This is a genomic window from Dinghuibacter sp. (assembly GCF_035492835.1).
In the GTDB taxonomy this organism is placed as follows: Bacteria; Bacteroidota; Bacteroidia; order Chitinophagales; family Chitinophagaceae; genus Dinghuibacter.
On the sequence record NZ_DATJIY010000091.1, the window covers coordinates 1 to 19463 of the forward strand.

The 19463-nt window shown below is 60.7% G+C and carries 16 protein-coding genes; 11 read left to right on the forward strand and 5 right to left on the reverse strand.

The features are described 5' to 3' along the window. Together VL547_RS08415 and VL547_RS08420 are read left to right on the forward strand one after the other, a co-directional pair. On the forward strand, positions 1 to 657 hold a 657-nt coding region (locus VL547_RS08415; RefSeq protein WP_325577209.1), incomplete at its 5' end, for a hypothetical protein. Between the two features lie 9 nt (positions 658 to 666). Continuing rightward, a complete protein-coding gene (locus tag VL547_RS08420) occupies positions 667 to 1170 on the forward strand; it encodes a hypothetical protein (RefSeq protein WP_325577210.1) in 504 nt (167 codons plus the stop codon). Position 1171: 1 nt separating this feature from the next. On the opposite strand, the gene VL547_RS08425 is transcribed toward VL547_RS08420, so the two are convergent. Next, positions 1172 to 1945, reverse strand: coding sequence for a LuxR C-terminal-related transcriptional regulator (locus VL547_RS08425; protein ID WP_325577211.1), 774 nt, complete (start codon positions 1943 to 1945; stop codon positions 1172 to 1174). Positions 1946 to 2013: 68 nt separating this feature from the next. On the opposite strand from VL547_RS08425, the gene VL547_RS08430 reads away from it, so the two are divergent. The 4 genes from VL547_RS08430 to VL547_RS08445 all read left to right on the forward strand — a co-directional run bounded on the left by VL547_RS08430 (position 2014) and on the right by VL547_RS08445 (position 4605). Further along, positions 2014 to 2520, forward strand: coding sequence for a hypothetical protein (locus tag VL547_RS08430; protein WP_325577212.1), 507 nt, complete (start codon positions 2014 to 2016; stop codon positions 2518 to 2520). Between the two features lie 77 nt (positions 2521 to 2597). Then, the gene (locus VL547_RS08435; protein ID WP_325577213.1) at positions 2598 to 2969 is read left to right on the forward strand and encodes a hypothetical protein; all 372 of its coding nucleotides are present in this window, start codon (positions 2598 to 2600) and stop codon (positions 2967 to 2969) included. A 111-nt stretch (positions 2970 to 3080) separates the two neighbouring features. Further along, entirely contained in the window at positions 3081 to 4103 is a 1023-nt protein-coding gene (locus tag VL547_RS08440) for a PrsW family glutamic-type intramembrane protease (protein WP_325577214.1), read from the forward strand. Positions 4104 to 4158: 55 nt separating this feature from the next. Continuing rightward, complete coding sequence (locus tag VL547_RS08445; RefSeq protein ID WP_325577215.1) at positions 4159 to 4605, forward strand: SRPBCC domain-containing protein; 447 nt, start codon at positions 4159 to 4161, stop codon at positions 4603 to 4605. A gap of 38 nt (positions 4606 to 4643) precedes the next feature. Here the strand turns inward: VL547_RS08445 and VL547_RS08450 are convergent, their stop codons facing one another. The 4 genes from VL547_RS08450 to VL547_RS08465 all read right to left on the reverse strand — a co-directional run bounded on the left by VL547_RS08450 (position 4644) and on the right by VL547_RS08465 (position 9232). Further along, positions 4644 to 5672 (reverse strand): FAD-binding oxidoreductase, encoded by a 1029-nt coding sequence (locus VL547_RS08450; protein ID WP_325577216.1) that lies wholly within the window; start codon positions 5670 to 5672, stop codon positions 4644 to 4646. Continuing rightward, a complete protein-coding gene (locus tag VL547_RS08455) occupies positions 5673 to 6344 on the reverse strand; it encodes a YdeI/OmpD-associated family protein (RefSeq protein WP_325577217.1) in 672 nt (223 codons plus the stop codon). A 74-nt stretch (positions 6345 to 6418) separates the two neighbouring features. Continuing rightward, positions 6419 to 7594 carry a hypothetical protein gene (locus tag VL547_RS08460; RefSeq protein ID WP_325577218.1) on the reverse strand — a complete coding sequence of 392 codons (1176 nt, stop codon included), beginning with the start codon at positions 7592 to 7594 and terminating at the stop codon, positions 6419 to 6421. 51 nt (positions 7595 to 7645) lie between these two features. Beyond that, on the reverse strand, positions 7646 to 9232 hold the full coding sequence (locus tag VL547_RS08465; RefSeq protein WP_325577219.1) for an SLATT domain-containing protein: 1587 nt from the start codon (positions 9230 to 9232) through the stop codon (positions 7646 to 7648). A 218-nt stretch (positions 9233 to 9450) separates the two neighbouring features. On the opposite strand from VL547_RS08465, the gene VL547_RS08470 reads away from it, so the two are divergent. From VL547_RS08470 to VL547_RS08490, 5 genes are all read left to right on the forward strand, one after another. Beyond that, positions 9451 to 10785: a TolC family protein gene (locus VL547_RS08470; protein ID WP_325577220.1), complete on the forward strand. Its 1335-nt coding sequence runs from the start codon at positions 9451 to 9453 to the stop codon at positions 10783 to 10785. A 10-nt stretch (positions 10786 to 10795) separates the two neighbouring features. Continuing rightward, the gene (locus VL547_RS08475; RefSeq protein ID WP_325577221.1) at positions 10796 to 11980 is read left to right on the forward strand and encodes an efflux RND transporter periplasmic adaptor subunit; all 1185 of its coding nucleotides are present in this window, start codon (positions 10796 to 10798) and stop codon (positions 11978 to 11980) included. A 3-nt stretch (positions 11981 to 11983) separates the two neighbouring features. Further along, positions 11984 to 15241 (forward strand): efflux RND transporter permease subunit, encoded by a 3258-nt coding sequence (locus tag VL547_RS08480; RefSeq protein ID WP_325577222.1) that lies wholly within the window; start codon positions 11984 to 11986, stop codon positions 15239 to 15241. Further along, a complete protein-coding gene (locus VL547_RS08485; protein WP_325577223.1) occupies positions 15238 to 18543 on the forward strand; it encodes an efflux RND transporter permease subunit in 3306 nt (1101 codons plus the stop codon). Before VL547_RS08480 ends, VL547_RS08485 begins: the two co-directional genes overlap by 4 nt. A 101-nt stretch (positions 18544 to 18644) precedes the next feature. Continuing rightward, entirely contained in the window at positions 18645 to 19430 is a 786-nt protein-coding gene (locus tag VL547_RS08490) for a hypothetical protein (protein ID WP_325577224.1), read from the forward strand. The last annotated feature ends 33 nt before the right edge of the window (positions 19431 to 19463 follow it).

Here is a 19463-nt window from a genome sequence, read left to right on the forward strand (position 1 = left end):
CCCATGTACCAGAACAGCGAGGTCAACGGCATACCGAGCTCGCAAAAGTCCACTGAATTGGGGTACGTGGGGCTGAACCTGTCGCTCGACTTCCACGTATACAAGAACCGCTGGCTCGACATACAGGCACTGGGCGGCGCCGAATACACCAACGGCCAGTTCATCAACGACCTCCTGTCGTCCTCTGACGGCTCCTCGGCAGGCGGCGGCGGCTCGGTGTACTACAGCTACAACTACGGCGGTGAGATCGCGCTCGGTTTGCGCCACGTAAAGCTGTACGGGCAATACCTCGCCGGGCACCGGAACATGAACTTTACGTATACCCTTGACTTGTCCGCCTACGGTGGCACTTCTTCTACCGAAACGGCGCTGGCGGCCTACAATTATTCGCGGTTGAGCGCGGGGCTTATGGTCGACTTCAGCGACGACGACGACGAACGGTTTGTAAAGGCCTTTTATTCGCTCGAGACGCCGGACTACAGCTCCGGACAGTCCTCCTGGGGCGCGGGGATGTTCTTCCGGGACTATGTAGACCTCTCGTTTTTCGTCTTCCCGGATTATACGCCGTTTGGGACGGCGGGGGCGCACGTGACGAATCCCAATGGGAAGGTGGCGTTGTGGTATGCTTCCATAGGGAAGGCGTTTAAGATATTTTAATCGTTGTATATGAAACTATATCTTATCGTCCTGGCGCTGTGCGTTTACGGCTCCACCGGTGCCCAAACCCAAGAGGAAACCGTCAAATGGATATCCGATAAGGTCAATGCGTACAGCTTCGGCCCGAAGGATTTTTTCGATTGCCACTACTCGAACAGCGGCGAATCCTACCATTTCAACTCCGTCGTGACGATGCCCGACTCTCACACCGAAGAAATCTTCGCCTCTTCGAACATCATCAGCGACGGCATCAATGACGAGAACATGTGGGGAGGCGACCTGGCCAACCTCACCAACGCGAAGGTCTGCGGGGAATGTACTTACTGCGGGGCCAATGTCCCGATCAACCTGTATTTCAGGTCCGGCACCGTCAAGCACGGCGGGCAGGGTAACAATACGGGGGACATGATATCGCTGTACCTGCGGTGGGATGGAGAGCCGGACCTGCGGGACAGGATGCTGAAGGCGTTGCTACACCTGGTGGAGCTGCAGGGAACCAAGGAAGCATTCTAGCTTATAGCCAACCGTTCCGTAGGGCCTTACTCACGAGCTCGGTGGAGGTCTTGCAACCGGTTTTCTCCAGCATATTCTTGCGGTGCTTGTCCACGGTCTCCTTGGAGATGTTGAGCCGCGCGGCTATTTCCTTGTTGAGGAGGCCTTCCGTGATGAGCTGAAGGATTTCCTTTTCCCTTTTGCTCAGCGTTTCCTTCACGGGGATCAGCTCTTCGGTGGTTTTGACGTTGGTATAGGAGGGCTCGCCGTCAAAACCGATGATGGACATGGACGGCTTCCCGTCTATCTTCAGGTAGTCGATGTCCGTGTGTACGCCAAAGCTCCGCAGGATGCCGCCGTCTTCGTTGACGTCGAACACCATGGCCTGGTGGAGTATCCGTTTGTACGACCCGTCGCTTTTGCGCATGCGGAGGTCCATCCGTACCTTGTATTTGAACAACCGCTCCGTGTCCAGGCCGCGCATGAATTTTCCCCACTCGTGCTCGTAGTTCACGAAGAACGGTTGGTCGTCGGGATGGATGAGGTTGAAGAGGTCGGCAATGGTCATACCGCCGGGGGAATGCCCCAGCACCTTTTCCATACCGGGACTGACGTGTTCCAGGTCGGCGGTGCTGACGTTAAAAACATAGACGTAGAAGTCCCCCGGCTGGAAGAAATTCAGAAGGCGGCTCGACACCTCCAGCGCGAGCCGGGTCTGCTCTTCGGAGCTGAATACTTGTTTGGGGGAGTTGGTTTTCCAGATTTCTCTGGCGATGTCCAGGGGGGTCAGGGTCATATCGATCGGAAAATATACCCATAAATGGGTATTCGGCGCCTGCCGAGGGCCAAATATTTTTACGGCCCATGAAACCGCTACTTTTTCTTACCACACTGCTCGGCATTTGCTTGTCCGCCGGCGCCCAGACCCAGGAGGAAACCCTTCAATGGATCATGTCCAAGATCAACGCAACCCATTACGCGACAAATGAATTTTTCGACTGCACGGCCACCAATAACGGGGAGGCCTATCACTTCCAACCGGTCGACCTCATCTTGTCGCTCCCCGGGCACCCGTATAGCCTTGTGGCCTACGAAAAGATCGTCAACGACAACACTCCCAGTCGCGCATCCTCGCAGGCCGACCTCTACGACCTGACCAACGCACGCATTTGCGACTACTGTACCTATTGCGGTGACCACGTCCCCCTCATATTGTCGTTCAAGCAGGGCACGGTCAAAAACACGGGCATTAACAACGGAGACGGGATAGTGCTTTACCTCCACTGGGACGCCGAGCCCAACCTGCGGGACCGGATGTTGAAAGCGTTGCTGCACCTGGTCGAGCTTCAAACGCCCAAGCAGGCTTTTTAGGGCGGGGGGCGGTATCCGTCAAGAGCCGAGGGCAACGCGGCGCCGAAAGGGACCTGGTTTCTTACCTGAACCGCATATTGAGGTGCTCTTCCAGTATCCACTGGGCCTACCAGGGGCGGACGATGGGCGTGGATTCCCCGTTTGCCGTCAGCGCTACCGGGGTCCTGTCGGTAACGGTGCGGTATCACGCGTCGTTGGACAGCTTCTTTTGTGTCCGGTTATCCTGCCCCGTTGTGGCGCTTACGCATGCGGTCCTGGATGAGTATTACATTTTTGAGAGCGCGGATAGCGCGGTGTCCTTGTATACGTCTGCTCGCTGGAATACCGATTCGCTGGTGCCGGTCGAGCGGAGGGATTTGTTCCATATCGGGGCGCCGCTGAGGTATCGGCGATTTAGTGTGTCTGTCCTCGATTCGCTGCTGGGGGAGGTGAAGAAGTACTATCATTGAGCCTTCGGCTCGCTCGCGGAGACTGGCGGCGGCTCGCGGCGGCTCGCGGTGGCGGAAATAGTTAGCAGTAGGTATTCCGCCGGCCCTGCCGCGCGGCTATTTTGCCGCACTATGCTTTCCGAAAATTTCTCGCAATGGATCGGCCTGGAGGCCCTGCAGGACTTCAAGCTTTCGACGATTTTCTCCGAGGTGTTCAAGCGGCACACGAGGGACGAAATGGAGGACCAGCTCATCATGGGCACCGCGCGGCACACGCCGTCGCTGGAGGAAATCCAGACGGGCTGGGCCCGCCCGTGGCTGTTCGCGCGGATGCTCGGGGTCTCGGCGCTGCTGGCCTTTTTGCTCTACCAGGGGTACGAGACGTTTGACAATACCAACCTAATCCCGGGGTTGATCTTCGTGGGGTCGTTCGCGGTACCGGCGTCGGGGCTGATCTTTTTCCTCGAAATGAACGCGCCGCGGAACGTGTCGCTGTTCTCCACCATCGGGATGGTGTTTATCGGCGGGATCGCGTCGCTCATGGTATCGCTGGTGCTCTACAGCCCGCTGAAGCTCGCGGACGAATCCTGGTTCACCGCGCTGGCCGCGGGCGTGATCGAGGAAACGGCCAAGCTCGCGATCGTCCTGGTTTTTGTGGGCCGCGTGCAGCGCTATTCGTGGTTGTTAAACGGCCTGCTCCTGGGCGCCGCCGTGGGCACCGGTTTTGCGGCCTTTGAAAGCGCGGGCTATGCCTTCAATGCGCTCCTCGAGAACTCCGGCGTGCAGTTCGACACCTTCCGTGACGTCGGCATCCCCGAGTGCGTCCACAGCATCGAGCTACGGGGCGTCCTGGCCCCCTTCGGTCACATCGTCTGGACGGCCAACGCGGCCGCCGCGGTATGGATGGTCAAGGGGCGGCGCCCCTTCGCCTGGCATATGCTCCAGTCCCGGGCTTTCCTTCGCATCGCCGCGGTGAGCGTGGGGTGTCACTTCCTTTGGGACGCGCCCTTCCGGCTGGTGCGGCTGCCGGTATTTATCGACCTGAAGTATTTACTGTTGGGGGTTTTGGCGTGGGGGGTTTGTTTTCGCCTGGTGCAGGCGGGGTTGAGGCAGGTGGCGGGGGCGCGCGCTGACGCGGGGGCGGCGGGAAAATAAATTTGCGTAACCGAATGGTTTTATTTTATATTTGAGTAACCAAATGGTTACTTTTATGGCATCGACTATGACGATGGCGAACGGGCCGATGGTGATCGAGCGTACGTTCGAGGCGCCCGTGGACAGGGTGTGGCGCGCGTTGACGGACCCGGCGCAGATGCGGGTCTGGTATTTCCCGATGATGGAGGACTTCCGCGCCGAGGTCGGGTTCGAGACCCGGTTCAACGTGCACCACGAGGGCAGGGACTTCCTGCACATCTGGAAGGTAACGGAAGTGGTCCCTGGTAAGAAAATAAGCTATGAGTGGCGCTTTGGCGGCTACCCCGGCCATTCGCTGCTGACCTGGGAGCTCTTCGGGCAAATGGGGATGACGTGGGTGCGGCTGACGCACGCGGGGCTCGGGAGTTTCCGCGGGGACCTCTACCCGGAGCTTTTCCGCGACAACTTCGTACAGGGCTGGACGCGCTATATGTGCGACCTCGGGGACTACCTGAAGGGGTGAGCCGCGCGAGCCATGGGCGGCGGGCCGCGCGCGGCGCGTCACGCCGATAGGAGGCGCGTGAAGCGCCGCACGTCGGCGGCGCCGAGGATGGGCGTCCCGTGGGCAATGTGCTCGGCCAGCTGGCGAGCAAAATAGGGCGTAAGGGAGCAGCCTTTGGTACCCATGCCGCCGAGGATGCCGATGTGGGGCTGGGTCGGATGCAGACCGACAAAGGGCTTTTGCTCGACGGTGGTCGGCCGGATGGCGGCGACGTGGTCGATGGTGCGGAAGGGCACGCGCAGCCAATCCGCCAGGGCGCGCTCGGTGCGGGCGCGGAAAGCGGCGGTCGGGTGCGCGTCTGCGTAGTCCCATTCATACGACGACCCTGCCCAGAAAAGACAGTCGCCCAACGGCACCAGGTTGAGACCGTGCTTATAGACGACGTCGGAAGGGAGCTCGGGTATTTCCAGGATCAACGCCTCGCCTTTGCTCGGCGAAAACGGCAGCATCCCGAACCAATACTGTGACGTGCCCGTCATACCGTCACAAAAAATGGTGTGTCGCGCGGCGATGTCGCTGATGGGGCCCGCGGCCGCAGCGATGTCCCCGGGGGGCATGTACACCTGCTCCAGCAGGAGCCCGCGGGCGCGGAGGTCGGCGCGGACGTCGGACAGGAAGCGGGCGAGGTCCACCAGGAGACAGTGGTGGATGAGGCCGTAGCCGAAGGCGTCGTTGACGTAGGCGCGGTAGGCGGCCTGGTCCGGCGGCAGCGACAGGTAGGTCGGGTCCTGCTCCAGGCGCTGAAGGAAGGTCAGGCGGTCCGAGGGTGACGGGAAAAACGAAACCAGCGACGTCTCCCGCGCGTAGTCGCCATACGCGGCGGCGGCAAAGGGCAGGAGCTCGGAGGCGAGCCAGGTGGTGACGGCGCGTTTGCCGGTGACGGGGTTGATCAGACCCGAGGCTACGCGCGAGGCCGTAAACGGGCGGGCGTCGTCGATGACGGTAAAGGTCAGGCCCAATCGTTGCGCTTCGAGGGCAAGGAAGGTTCCGCTGATACCTTGGCCGATGATGAGCAGGTCGATCGCCATCTAGATATTTCTGGGGTTCTTCCACCCTTTTTCCAAACGCTCCACGGTGCCCTTGACGCGCTCCATCCGGGTCTCGGGGCGCTTCGCGCCGATGACCCATTCGACATATTCGCGGCGGCAGCTGTAGGAAAGGCCGTCGTAGTGGGCGCGGGCGGTTTTGCTTTTTTTCAGGGCCGACTCCAGGTCCTCGGGGAGGCGGACGGTCTTGTTGACGCGGTCGACGTAGTCGTTCGCGGCAGCGCCTGCGGAACCGGCAGCGGCGGCGGCAGCGCCTTTTGCGCGATCGGCGGCGGTTTTCAGACGCATCGCAAAGGCCGACCAGGTGTCGTCGAACGATACCAGCGTCAGCCATTGGATGTCCTTGTGGCCGTGGAGGTCGCCCCAGCCCTTGTCGCGGGTGAGGTCGGTTTGTATGCCCGAGGTTCCCTTGGGGTAATAGATCCAGCACAACACGTCATCGTGCAGCAGCGCGATCACCTCGGCGAGCTCCTGGTCCACCTGCGCCTTGTTCCTGACAAACCAGTGGACCTGGTCGTAGTCGCCGCCTTTGGCGGAGACCTTGACGCCCGCGGGCAGTGGGGCGAGCGCGGCGGCAAAGCCGGCCGGGGCGTGCAGCGTGAAGAGCTTCGTCCCCTCCTTGATGCGTAGCTTCTGTGCAAGAGTCTGTGCCATGGCGCAAAATACAAAATTTCGGATACGAAAGGCCGCGGGGCGGCGGGTACGAACAGGCGGCGCCCGCGGGGCGGCTAGAGCGGCATGTGCGTCACGCGCTTGCGGGAGGCGCCGGCGGAGGAGGCGGCGAAGATGCCCACGCCGGTATCGAGGGTTTTGCGGACGCCCAGGGTGAGGATGTCGATGTTGGTGAAGGCGGCGTAGCGTTGTTTGGACAGGAGGCCGCGCCATTCGAAAAAGACGTAGTTGGAGATCGACTCGGACGCGCCTTTGAGGGCGAACTGGCCGGTGACGGTCGCGTAGTCGATGTCGGTGGACTTGCGGCTGAAGAGCTTGTCGTAGTACTGGGCGGAGGCGGAGGTCAGGTTGTGCCAGCCGTGGGTGTACTGGAAGCTCAGCAGGAAGACGTTGGAGTATTGGACGGCGGCGCCCAGGCGGAGGTTGTGCTGGACGAGGACGCTCGTGGTGTCGTTAAAACCGGGGATGAACTTGAGCCCGAAGCCGAGGGGCATCAGCGTCAGCGTGAAGTCGTTCAGCTTCCATCGCATGTACGTATTGATGATCAGACCGCCGCGGCCGTAGAGCATCATGGCTGGGATGTAGGCGGCGGAGTCCTTGGCGGGGATGTTGGCGCCCAGGTAGGGGGCGATGTCCAGGTCCATCGAGAACTTCTTGCGACCCGTGACCAGCGGTATGTTGGTGCCGAGGTTGACGATCGGTGTGAGGTTGGACAGGAATTTATTGTTGCCGACGAAGTTGGCGCTGGCGAGAGCGGCGATGTAGGTGCTTACCGATTTGGAAAAGGCGGAGTCGGAGGCCCCGGCTCCACCCGCGCCCCCGGCGGCTCCTGCCCCCCCGGCGGCGCCCACGGCGCCAGCGGCGGCTTTCGCATTGAAAGTAATCGTCCCTTCGGGCGCGGCGTCGTCTTTAAAGTAAACCTTGAAGGTTTGGAACCGCGCCACCACGGAGGCGCAGTCGTAGGTTTTGGTGTGCGCAGTCGTGTCGGACACCCCCTTGAGCAGGCTGTCCTTGCTGGAATAGCGAACCTGGATCGCGCCGGCGTCGGTGACACCGGTGAAGACGATGACGGCCGTGGGCTTAGATAAATCGACCGTGTCGGGGACGGTCTTGGCGCCGAGCGTGGCGGGGCCCTTGAGGTCGCTCACGGCGACGTGCAGGGTCTGGGCGGAAACCGCGGAAGAAGAGGCAGAGGCGACAGCGAGCAGAAGGCAGAACGTGATGTTTCGCATACAGTAGATTTGGTGCCGGCCCCTCGGTGAGGCCCGGAGTGGTGAGTAAATTTATTTCAAGGTGACGGACAACTGCGCCAATATACGCTGTATCGGCAACACATACCCCATCCCCCCGTTATCGGCGATCAGGAGCCCGACGACGTTGTTGTCGTTGTCGAGCACGGGGGCGCCGGAGTCGCCGCCCCCGGAGGCGATCTGGATGGTGACGAGGGATTTCAGGGTGACGGGGGTCCACCGGCCGTTGACCATATAATTGATGTCGAAGTTGCCGGTGTTGTAGAGCACGGCGCCGCGCTGGTCGCCGGAGGTCCTCCCGATCATACGGACGGGGTAGCGGTCGGCGGCCTGGGCGTCGGTGATGGTGATGGGGTCGCCGAGGGGCTGGTCGACGGCGCACACGGTATCGGTAAAGGGGGCGTCGGGGTCGAGCTCGGCCAACGCGGCGTCGAGCTGGTCGGAGAGGCGACCGTCGACGACCTGGCCGAGCGGAACGCCGGTGGCGGAGTCGTCGCGGCCGGGGGAATACAGCGTGGCGTCGGCGCCGCCGGAGAAGGTATAAGCCCCCGCGGATAGCTCCGGCGCGCACAACACGTGGTAACAACCGAGGATATGGGGCACACCGCCGCGGAGCACCTGTAACCCGATGGTCCCCGTCGCCTGCGGCACATTGCGGGAAACCGAGCAACCGGGACGTTTGGGGAGGAGGCCGTCGCAGAGGAGCGCGGCGGAGGCGCGGATGATGCCGGTGGGGACGACGTCCGTCGGGATGTCGTAGGAGCGGCCGTCGACGGAATCATAGCGGATGGAGGCGGGGATGGGCGTGAACGCGTGATCGCCCCCGAGGAGCTTTACCGGGGGGTGAAACACGAGGGCGTTGAGGCCTGTCGTTTTGCCGGAGGTCATCTTCGTGCCGGCGCTGACGCCAACGACGCCAAAGACGTTTTTCCAGTCGTCGTATTTGCGGTCGATCGCTTCCTTTATAACGGTCATGGGTACCCCGGCGGCGGTATCCGAGGCCGGTTGCTTGGCGGCCTGGAGGTCGGCCTTGAGCTGCTCCCCCTGGACCTTGAGGGCGGAGGCCAGGCTGTCGAGGTTGGCCTGGAAGTCTCGGCCCCAGGCCTTGGTGTCGGCGCGGGCGATGTCGTTGAAGTGACCGGTGAACAGCGAAATATAGTCCGTCATCTTCCGGTACGTCCGGATGTCGAAAGGGAGGGCGTCGAAATACACGCGTTGCCAGTTCTCGACAAAGGCGTTCCGGACGGCCGTCAGCTCGTCGCCGGTGATGACGAGACGCACCCGGCTCGCGGAGAGCCCGTTGAAGCGGTCGATCGCCACGACGCCCGCGCCGAGTATGGCGAAGATATAGCCCGCGTAGAGGAAGATCATCTGTTTGGCTTCCGTAATAGCCGCCAGACACGGCATGATCGTGCTGGCCACAAAAAACGCGATCGCGATCCAGCGTACGGCCTTGGCCGCCTTGGCCTTTTTGGTGCGGTTGCGCTGGAACCACCATATCTTATCGTCGACCAGGTCGAGCACCGCATGGTACAGCTCTTCCAGCTTGTCCCGCGCCGCGTCCTCGTCCCAAACGAACAACGGCTCGTATTTGATGGTGCCGTAGGTGAACTTTTTCATTTTTGTTGGATTAGGTTTAACAAATCTATCCACTCAACCTAGGATATAGCCATAAATAAGATTTTTTTAAACCGTCTGCTGGTAAAACCCCTAATTTTACCGGTACAAGTTGGGTGCAAGTAAACCGTCGGGCTATCCGTCCGACCCCTCTTTCCTGTGCTCGACCGAGTTCATCCCGCCGCTTAGTCGCTATATTATAATATCGGAAGCAAAACGCAATGAGCAAACAGGCAATTCTCCTTTTTTTCTTTTGTTCCGCAGGCTACCTGTGCAGCGCCCAGAAAGCGCCAGACACCTTGGTTCTCACGCTCGACCAGTGTATCGCGTACGCCATGCAGCACGAGCCGACGATCAACGAGGCGGTGCTCAACCAGGCCGTCACCAAGTCGACCAATGCCATCAGCCTCGCCGGCTGGCTGCCCCAGGTGAACGCGTCGGGCAACCTACAGCACTACATACAGCAACCCACGACGTTCGTCAACAACGGCACGGGGGGGCTCACCAAGCAAAAGACGGGCGTCGTCAACACCTTTATCCCCACCCTGTCGGTTACCCAGGCGATCTTCAGCCCCAGCCTGCTGTCGGCCGCCCGGATCGCGCCCATGTACGAAAAGGCCGCGTCCCAGGTCACCGACTCCACCCAGATCTTCGTCGTGTCCTCGGTCACCAAGAACTTCTACAACCTGCTCCTGACCCTGGAGCAGATCAACGTATTAACGGAGGACACCGCACGATTGAACAAAAATAAGGCAGATACCTATCACCAGTATATCGGCGGCCTGGTAGACGAAACCGACTACGACGAGGCCTCCATCACCCTCAACAACTCCCTGGCCCAGCTCAAGCAGCAGAACGAGAACGTGGTCCCGGCCTATGCCGCGCTCAAGCAGTCGATGGGTTTTCCCGCCGATTCCCAGTTCAACGTCCAGTTCGACACGGCAGCGATGCTGCGGGACGTGGGTTTTGACACCACCCAACAGCTGGACTTCTCCAAACGGATCGAGTTCCAACAGCTCCAGACCGCCAAGAACATACAACAGCAGATGACGCGCTACTACGGCAGCGCCTGGTTGCCGACCGTCGGCGCCTTTTACGACTACAACTACGAGTTCGAAAGCAATACCGCCACCAACCTCTTCGGACAGGCTTTCCCGAACTCGTATGTGGGGCTGTCGGTCAGTATTCCGATCTTCACCGGTTTTGCCCGGACCCAAAGCATCCACCGGTCTCGGTTAGAGGAAAAGGAGCTCGACTTCGAGCAGGTCCGGCTGACGTCGCAGATCTATACGGAGTATACCAGCGCGCTGGCGGCGTACAAGGGCAACTATTACAATATGAAGATCATGGAGGAGAACACGGAGCTGGCCAGGCGTACCTACAACATCGTCGCCCTGCAATACAAGCAGGGCGTGGTCGCCTACCTGAACGTGATCACCGCCGAGTCGAACCTGATCGCCTCCGAGATCGGTTACCTGAACGCGCTGTTCCAGCTGCTGTCCAGCAAGATCGACCTGCAAAAGGCCATGGGTTATATTCCTTATACAAATAGATAAACATACCTTCATGAACAGAGTGGTATTGGGTGGATGCTTCCTGACGATCGCCCTTTTTGGTTGCAACAGCGGTAAACCGCCCGCAACGGACAACGTGATCCCGGTCAACCTGATGACCGTAAATGAGCGGGGCGTCCTTTACTACGACCGGCTTCCGGCGACCATGGCAGCCCTGAGCTCCGTCGACCTCCGGGCGCAGGTACAGGGTTACGTTACCGGTATCTACTTTACGGAAGGCCAGCACGTCACAAAGGGGCAAAAGCTCTACGAGATCGACGAACGTCTCTACCAGGCGCAGGTCGACCAGGCGCAGGCCAACCTGAAGGTGGCGCAGGGCAACCAGGTCCAGGCCCAGCAGGACGCAGACCGGTACGACTACCTCAACAAGTATAACGCCGTGGCCAAGCAAACCCTGGACCACGCGGTGATCGCGCTCCAGAACGCCAAGAATGAAACCGCGGCGGCGGAGCAACAGGTCAAGACGGCCGAAACCAACCTCACCTACTCGGTGATCCGGGCGCCCTTCGACGGGACGATCGGGTTCAGCCAGGTGAAGCTGGGCAACACCGTTAGCGTCGGCACCACGGTGCTGAATACCGTCTCCTCCGACGACCCGATGGGCGTCGATTTCTTTATCCCGGAGTCGCAGCTGTCGCACTACCTGGAGTTAAAGAACCATGCGCAAAAGGACATCGACTCGCTGTTCACGGTCATCCTGCCCGACCATTCGATCTATCCCCACGTGGGACATATCTCGATCATCGACCGCGCGGTGGACCCGCAAACGGGGACCATCCACATCCGGGTGGACTTCCCCAACCCGAAGTTCGAGCTGAGGGCCGGTATGAGCGGCGTGGTCAGGGTGCATAACCAGGAGCTCACGCCCAAGATGGTGGTGCCGGCCAAGGCGGTAGTCGAACAGATGGGCGAGTACTTCCTGTATGTCGCCAAGGATACGGTGTATCATGCCGCCGGTCAGGACACGACCAAGGCGAAGTCGGATACCGCGCGGCTGCGCGCCATCCAGGTGAAGGTCATCCTCGGGCAGACCATCGGTCCGAACGTCATCGTCGAATCGGGTATCAAGGAAGGAGACAAGATCATCGTCGACGGCGTGCAATCCGTGCACGACGGTTCGCCGGTCACGACGGCCAACAAAGCAAACCCCGCGGCAGCGGGCGGCAGAGGGAGATAACTTATGATTGCCAATACGTTTATCAAGCGACCGGTCACGGCCATCGTGATTTCGATCGTGCTGGTGCTCACCGGTTCGATTTGTATCCTGAACCTGCCGATCGACCAGTACCCGGACATCACCCCCCCGGTGGTCCAGGTAACCGGCCAGTTTACGGGAGCGGACGCCCAAACCGTGGAGCAGACCGTGGCCACGCCCATCGAGCAGCAGGTCAACGGTTCCCCCGGGATGGAGTATATGCAAAGCAACAGCACCAACAACGGGCTGTTGTCGATCAACGTCACCTTTGACATCGGGACCAACATCGACGTGGCGGCCCTCGACGTCCAGAACCGGGTTTCCATCGCGCAGCCGCTGGTGCCGGCGGTGGCCAGCCGCCTGGGGCTGATCGTCCGCGCGGTCAACCCGAGCATGCTGATGATGGTGGCGATCTATTCGCCCAAAGGGACGCACAACATCACTTTCCTCGACAACTATACCAACATCTTCGTCCAGGACGCCCTGTTGCGCGTGCCGGGCGTGGGTACGATCAACCGTTTTACCGACGACTTCAGCATGCGGGTGTGGATGAACCCGCAAAAGATGGCCAGCTACGGCCTGACGGCGCAGGACGTCATCAACGCGCTGAACGCGCAGAACGTCCAGGTGGCGGCGGGTTCGGCGGGCGTGCCGCCCCAGGCGCCCACGCAGACCTTTGAGATCGGCATCCTGGTGAACGGACGCCTGAGCAAGGTCTCGGAGTTTGAGAACATCATCGTCAAGAACTCCCCCGACACCGGCTCGTTGGTGTATATGAAGGACGTGGCGCGCGTGGAGCTGGGTAAGTTCACGTTCTCGAGCAACTCCTTCGTGGACGGCAAAAGGGCGAGCTATCTCCAGATCTACCAGGCGCCGGGGTCGAACGCGCTCAAGACCGCCCAGGGCGTGTATGACGAGCTCAAGCAGCTCCGGCAGTTCTTCCCGGCGGACGTCGAGTACTCGGTACCGTTCGAGTCGGTGACGGTGGTCAAGGTGTCGATGGCGGACGTGGTCAACACGCTGCTGCTGACGCTGGGGCTGGTGGCGATCGTGGTGTTCCTCTTCCTGCAGAACCTGCGCTCGACGCTGATCCCGGTCCTGGCCATCCCGGTGTCCATCTTCGGCACCTTCTGTTTCTTTATCCCGCTCGGGTTCACGATCAACACGCTCACGATGTTCGGCTTCGTGCTCGCGATCGGGATCGTGGTGGACGACGCCATCATCGTGGTGGAGGCCGTGCAACACTATATCGATGAGGAGGGAATGAGTGCCAAGGAAGGGACGTACCAGGCCATGAAGGACATCTCCGCGCCCGTGGTGGCCATCGCGCTCATCCTGGCGGCGGTATTCGTCCCCGTGGGCTTTATCCCCGGGATCGTGGGCCGCTTGTACCAACAGTTCGCCATTACCATCGCCATCTCGGTGATCATATCCGCATTCATCGCATTATCCCTTACACCGGCCCTATGCTCGTTGCTCTTAAAACCAACCAAGATCAGAAAGGACGCCAAGGGCTTGAACAAGTGGTTCTACAAGTTCAACGCCTGGTTTGACGGCGTCACCCAGCGGTACGGGAGGGGGGTGGAGCGCAGCATCAAAGGCGCGCGCTACATCCTCATCCTGCTGCTGTGCGTGTGCGTCGCGGCCTACTTCCTGTTCGAGCACAAGCCGACGGGTTTTATCCCCTCGGAGGACGACGGGAACCTCTATGTGACCTACCAGCTGCCGCCGGCCAGCTCCACCGCCCAGTCGGTCAAGACGATGGACGCGATCATGAAGGTGGTGGCGGCCACGCCGGGCGTTGCGCACTACGCGGCGCTGTCGGGCCTGAACGTGATCAACAACGCTTCGAACTCCAACTGCGGCACCATATACGTCCAGCTCTCGCCGTGGGACGAGCGCAAAACGGACGCCGAACGCGTCCCCGGTATCATCACCGAGATGCAGAACCGGATCGCCGACGCGGGCATCAAGGGCGCCAACGTCGAGGTCATCCAGCCCTCCCCCATCCCCGGGGTAGGCGCCACCGTGGGTTTTTCGTTCCAGATCGAACAACGCAACACCCAGGACAACCTCCAGGACTTCGAGAACGTGGTCAACCGCTTTGTGACGGAGATCAACAAGAACAAGGCGATCACCGGGGCGTATACGTTCTACACTTCCCATACCCCGAGCTACAACGTAACCGTCGACCGCGACAAATGCGAGAAGCTGGGCGTGAACGTCAACGACGTGTTCACCACGATCCAGGCGTTTATGGGGAGCCTGTACATCAACGACTTTACGGCCTATAACCGGACCTTCCACGTGGTGGTCCAGGCGGACACCATGTTCCGGACGATGGTCACGGACATGAACAAGTACTATGTCCGTAACGCAGCCAATGAAATGCTCCCGCTGGGGACGCTGATCTCCTACAAACCCACGGAGACGGCCCCGCTGATCTCCCACTTCAACATTTTCCGCTCCGCAGAGATCGACGGGGCGTCGACCCCGGGCTATAGCACCGACGACGCGATCGTCGCGCTCAAGGCCGCGGCCGACACGCTGCTGCCTCAGGGCTATGCCTACGAGTTCTCCGGGCTCAGCTACCAGGAGATCCGGGCGGGGTCGATGACGATCTATATCTTCCTGTTCTCGATCACGTTCGTGTTCCTGTTCCTGGCGGCCCTCTATGAAAGCTGGTCGGTGCCCTTCTCGGTGCTGCTGGCCGTGCCCATCGGGGCGTTCGGGGCCATCTTCACCCTGTGGCTCGTGCCCAGCCTCACCGACAACGTATATGCGCAGATCGGTCTGATCACGCTGATCGGCCTGGCCGCCAAGAACGCCATCCTGATCGTGGAGTTCGCCAAGGTCCGCGTGGACATGGGCGAGGACGTGGTGGAATCGACGCTCGAGGCCGTCCGGCTCCGGTTACGCCCGATCGTGATGACGTCCCTGGCGTTTATCCTGGGGGTCATGCCGCTGGTGCTGGCCACGGGCGCGGGCGCCGTCGCCCGGCAGACCATCGGCTTCACCGTGCTGGGGGGTATGACCGCGGCCTCTACGATTGCGATTTTCGTGGTACCTGTATTGTTTGTGCTTATTACCCGGGCCTCCTACGGCAAGGAAAAGCTGCAGTGGCTGAAAGACCACCGCGAGGAGCTCAAGGAAAAGAACCGTCGCGTGGAGGCCGAAAACATCGACCCCGCGCTCGAGTTCGAGATCCAGAAGGCCCGGGAAATCAACGGTCAACCCTCATGATTGCGAACACGTTCATAAAACGGCCCGTAACGGCAATCGTCATCTCCGTCGTCCTGGTGATCACGGGTATCATCTCCATGAACAACCTGGCGGTGGACCAGTACCCCGACATCTCCCCGCCCAGCGTGGGGATCAGCGGGCAGTACACGGGCGCGGACGCGCAGACCGTGGAGCAGACCGTGGCCATCCCGATCGAGGAGCAGGTCAACGGCTCCCCGGGAATGGAGTACATGCAAAGTACCAGCACGAACTCCGGGAACGTGAGCATCCGGGTGACCTTCAACGTGGGCACCGACGTAAAGATCGCCGCGCTGAACGTACAGAACCGTAAGAACATCGCCACGCCGCTGCTGCCGGCCGTCGTGAGCGCCCTCGGGATGACCGTGCGCGCGAGCAACCCGAGCATGCTGATGATGGTGACCATCTACTCCCCCAAAGGGACGCACGGCATCACCTTCCTGGACAACTATTCTTCCGTATTCATACAGGAGGCTTTGTTGCGCGTGCCGGGTGTGGGTGACGTACAAGCGCGCACCGACCCCTTCGCCATGCGCGTCTGGATGGACCCCAACAAGCTCTCCAACTATCACCTGATGCCCGGCGACGTCATCGCCGCGCTCAAGAACCAAAGCGAATACACGGCGGCGGGTACCGTCGGCGCGCCGCCGCAGCCCACCGACCAGCCGTACGAATATACCGTCCTTATCAACGGCCTGCTCGAAAAACCCGACCAGTTCGACAAGGTGGTTATCAAAAGCGACCCCGACTCCTCCCGGATCGTCTATCTCCGGGACGTAGCCCGCGTGGAGCTCGGTAAGTTCAGCTTTTCGAGCAACGCCTTTATGGACGGCTACCGGGCGTCGACCATCATGGTCTTCCAAAGCCCGGGGAGCAACGCGCTCCAGACGGCTGACGCGGTGTACGCGGAATTGGCGAGCCTCAAGAAGTCCTTCCCCACCGACGTGGATTACGCCGTGCCTTTCGAGTCGATCACCATCATCAAGGTGTCGATGCAGGAGGTGCTGGATACGTTGTTAAAGGCGCTCGGACTGGTGGCGCTGGTGGTGCTGCTCTTCCTCCAGAACTGGCGGTCGTCGCTCATCCCGATCCTGGCGATCCCGGTATCGATCATGAGCACGTTCATCACGTTTATCCCGCTGGGCTTTACGATCAACACCCTGACGATGTTCGGGTTCGTGCTGGCGATCGGGATCGTGGTGGACGACGCGATCATCGTGGTCGAATCGGTACAGCACTATATAGACCACATGGGGATGTCCGCCAAGGAGGCGACCTACCAGGCGATGAAGGAGATATCCGCGCCCGTGGTGGCGATCGCGCTCATCCTGGCGGCGGTATTCGTGCCCGTGGGCTTTATCCCGGGTATCGTGGGGCGGCTGTACCAGCAGTTCGCGATCACGATCGCCATATCGGTGATCTTCTCGGCATTCACCGCGCTTTCGCTAACGCCGGCGCTCTGTACGCTGCTCCTGCGGCCATCGCATTTGCAGACGCAGAAAAAGGGGCTCTTATTACGGTTCTTCGACTGGTTTAATAAGGGGTTTGACAAAATGACCGTTCGTTACTCGCACGGTGTGGCGAGGTGTATCAAACACTGGCCGTGGGTCGTGGCCTTCCTGGCGTGTCTCTGCGCCGGGACGTACCTGCTCTTCAAATACAAGCCGTCCGGTTTTATCCCCGGGGAGGACGACGGTCGTCTATACGTGACCTTCCAATTGCCCGAAGCGTCGTCGACCGCGCAGTCGGTGGACGTGATGAAAAAACTGATGACCGTCGTCGCCAAGACGCCGGGCGTGGCGCACTATACCGCGATATCCGGTTTCAACATCCTTAACAGCGGAGCCACGTCCAACAACGGGTCATTCTTCGTCATGCTCAAGCCCTGGGCGGAGCGCGACGCGGACAGCGTTCGCATACCCGGTATCATGAACCTGCTCCGCGGCCGGATCGCCAAGGCCGGGATCAAGAACGCCATCATCCAGGTCGCCCAGCCGCCGCCCATCCGCGGGATCGGGCAGGCCGCGGGTTTCAGCTTCCAGATACAACAGGGGAATACCTCCGACGACGTTCACCAGTTCGAGACGGTGGTGAAGCGCTTTATCGCGGAGGCTAAAAAGATCCCGTCGATCTCCACGGCCTTCAGCTATTACGGCGCACACACGCCCACGTACAACCTCACGGTCGACCGGGACAAGTGCCAGAAGCTCGGGGTGAACATCAGCGACGTCTTTACGACCATGCAGGCGTATATGGGCAGCCTGTTCGTCGGCAACTTCACGCTCTATAACCGGACCTTCCACGTGGTGGTCCAGGCGGATACCGCCTACCGCGCGCTGATCGAGGACATCAACAAGTACTATGTCCGGAACACCAACGGCACGATGGTGCCGCTCAGCACGCTCGTGCGGTATGAGCCCACGGAAACCACGCCGATGATCCAGCACTTCAACATCTTCCGCTCGGCGGAGGTCGACGGGTCCACCCCCGCGGGTTACAGCACCGGCCAGGGCATCGACGACATCAAGGCGCTGTGCGCCAGGGCGCTCCCGCAGGGGTACACGTACGAGTTCTCGGGGCTTTCGCTGGAAGAGATCAAGGCGGGGTCGACGACGGTGTACATCTTTCTTTTCTCCATCGTATTCGTGTTCCTGTTCCTCGCCGCTTTATACGAAAGCTGGTCGGTACCCTTCTCCGTCATGCTCGCGGTCCCCATCAGCGCGTTCGGCGCCATCCTGGCGCTCATGCTGGTACCGCGTCTGTCGAACAACGTATATGCGCAGATCGGGCTCATCACGCTCATCGGGCTATCGGCCAAGAACGCGATCCTGATCGTGGAGTTCGCCAAGATCCGCGTGGACCGGGGCGAAGACCTGCTGGAATCGACGATCGAGGCGGTCAAGCTGCGGTTGCGCCCCATCATCATGACCTCACTGGCGTTCATCTTTGGCGTGCTGCCGCTGGTGCTCGCCACCGGGGCGGGCGCCGTCGCGCGGAACACCATCGGGGTGACCGTCCTGGGCGGTATGATCGCGTCTTCGGTCATCTCCATATTCGTCGTGCCGGTGCTCTTCGTGATCTTTACGCGCATGTCCTATGGCTCCAAACAGCTCCAATGGCTCAAGGAGCACCACGACGATTTGCTGGAGAAACAGCGGCGCGTGGAGGCGCAGAACATCGACGCGGCGCTCGAGTATGAGATCGAGCAGGCGCATCATGAGAATAAGCGGTCGCGCGAGGAAGCGGGGCACGGGGCGCCGCCCCCGGGGGCGTCCACGGCGTAAACCCGTATATTTGTTTTCGGATGAAAAAGCTTTAATTTTTTCAAAACCACCCAACGTTTGCGTTGACGACGCCCGTAGATAGTTCTAAACGACCGTCAACAATGAAAAACGTATTCCATTTCGCCCTGCTGAGCCTTTTGGTTGCGGCGGCCGGCTGCACCAAGATGGCCAGCAGCCCCGGCTCCGGCTCCTCCGCCTCCACGACCAACCTGACCGCCTCGGTCACCAACGCGGCCAAAGGCCAGCCCGTCACCATCACCGTGCCGTCTTCGGTAACCTCCGGTATCCGCTGGTCTGTTTCTCCCGCCAATAACGCCACGACCATTACGCCGGGCAATGGCTCCGCCGTCGTATATTTTGGCGCAGCCGGCAAGTATACCATTTACGCGGGCTATGCCAGCGGCGCCGACAGTACCGCCGATACCTGCACCGTGACGGTGGGGGACACTGCGTATACGCCGCCCCCTCCCCCGCCCTCTTTGAGCTACGACACCCTTTCGCTGGCGCACGACTCCATCTTCCTCACCCCCGTGGTCGACTCGAACGGATCGCTGTATTTTATCGCGAAAACGGCGGGTTCCTACGGCGGGTTCCCCACCCTGATGTACGGAGTTACCTCCGGTCCCACCTGGGCGAGCGGCATCAACCTCTGGTTCTCCGCCATCGTATCGGACCCTTCGAGCGGCACCGCCAACCAGGCCGTGGCGTATATCTATCTGCCGGGCTTGTTAGCGCCCACCGCCAGCGATTACGGGACGTATCCGATCGACGTGCAGAAAGCCGGCGTGGTATTCAACGGCGACTTCACCATCTCGGCGGGCAGCTTCAGCTTCTACTGGCCCAATACGACACAGATCATCATCACCCCGACTGTCGTAAGCCGTTAGTGTGTCCGAAGACCTGATCGCGGGTTGGGGGCG

Bases quoted from the DNA above. Each gene is read 5' to 3' on its own strand.
- VL547_RS08425 (WP_325577211.1), bottom strand. From the start codon at position 1,945: ATGACCCTGACCCCCCTGGACATCGCCAGAGAAATCTGGAAAACCAAC.
- VL547_RS08450 (WP_325577216.1), bottom strand. From the start codon at position 5,672: ATGGCGATCGACCTGCTCATCATCGGCCAAGGTATCAGCGGAACCTTC.
- VL547_RS08460 (WP_325577218.1), bottom strand. From the start codon at position 7,594: ATGCGAAACATCACGTTCTGCCTTCTGCTCGCTGTCGCCTCTGCCTCT.
- VL547_RS08465 (WP_325577219.1), bottom strand. From the start codon at position 9,232: ATGAAAAAGTTCACCTACGGCACCATCAAATACGAGCCGTTGTTCGTT.
- VL547_RS08445 (WP_325577215.1), top strand. From the start codon at position 4,159: ATGGCATCGACTATGACGATGGCGAACGGGCCGATGGTGATCGAGCGT.
- VL547_RS08430 (WP_325577212.1), top strand. From the start codon at position 2,014: ATGAAACCGCTACTTTTTCTTACCACACTGCTCGGCATTTGCTTGTCC.
- VL547_RS08490 (WP_325577224.1), top strand. From the start codon at position 18,645: ATGAAAAACGTATTCCATTTCGCCCTGCTGAGCCTTTTGGTTGCGGCG.
- VL547_RS08420 (WP_325577210.1), top strand. From the start codon at position 667: ATGAAACTATATCTTATCGTCCTGGCGCTGTGCGTTTACGGCTCCACC.
- VL547_RS08470 (WP_325577220.1), top strand. From the start codon at position 9,451: ATGAGCAAACAGGCAATTCTCCTTTTTTTCTTTTGTTCCGCAGGCTAC.
- VL547_RS08440 (WP_325577214.1), top strand. From the start codon at position 3,081: ATGCTTTCCGAAAATTTCTCGCAATGGATCGGCCTGGAGGCCCTGCAG.
- VL547_RS08455 (WP_325577217.1), bottom strand. From the start codon at position 6,344: ATGGCACAGACTCTTGCACAGAAGCTACGCATCAAGGAGGGGACGAAG.
- VL547_RS08475 (WP_325577221.1), top strand. From the start codon at position 10,796: ATGAACAGAGTGGTATTGGGTGGATGCTTCCTGACGATCGCCCTTTTT.
- VL547_RS08480 (WP_325577222.1), top strand. From the start codon at position 11,984: ATGATTGCCAATACGTTTATCAAGCGACCGGTCACGGCCATCGTGATT.
- VL547_RS08485 (WP_325577223.1), top strand. From the start codon at position 15,238: ATGATTGCGAACACGTTCATAAAACGGCCCGTAACGGCAATCGTCATC.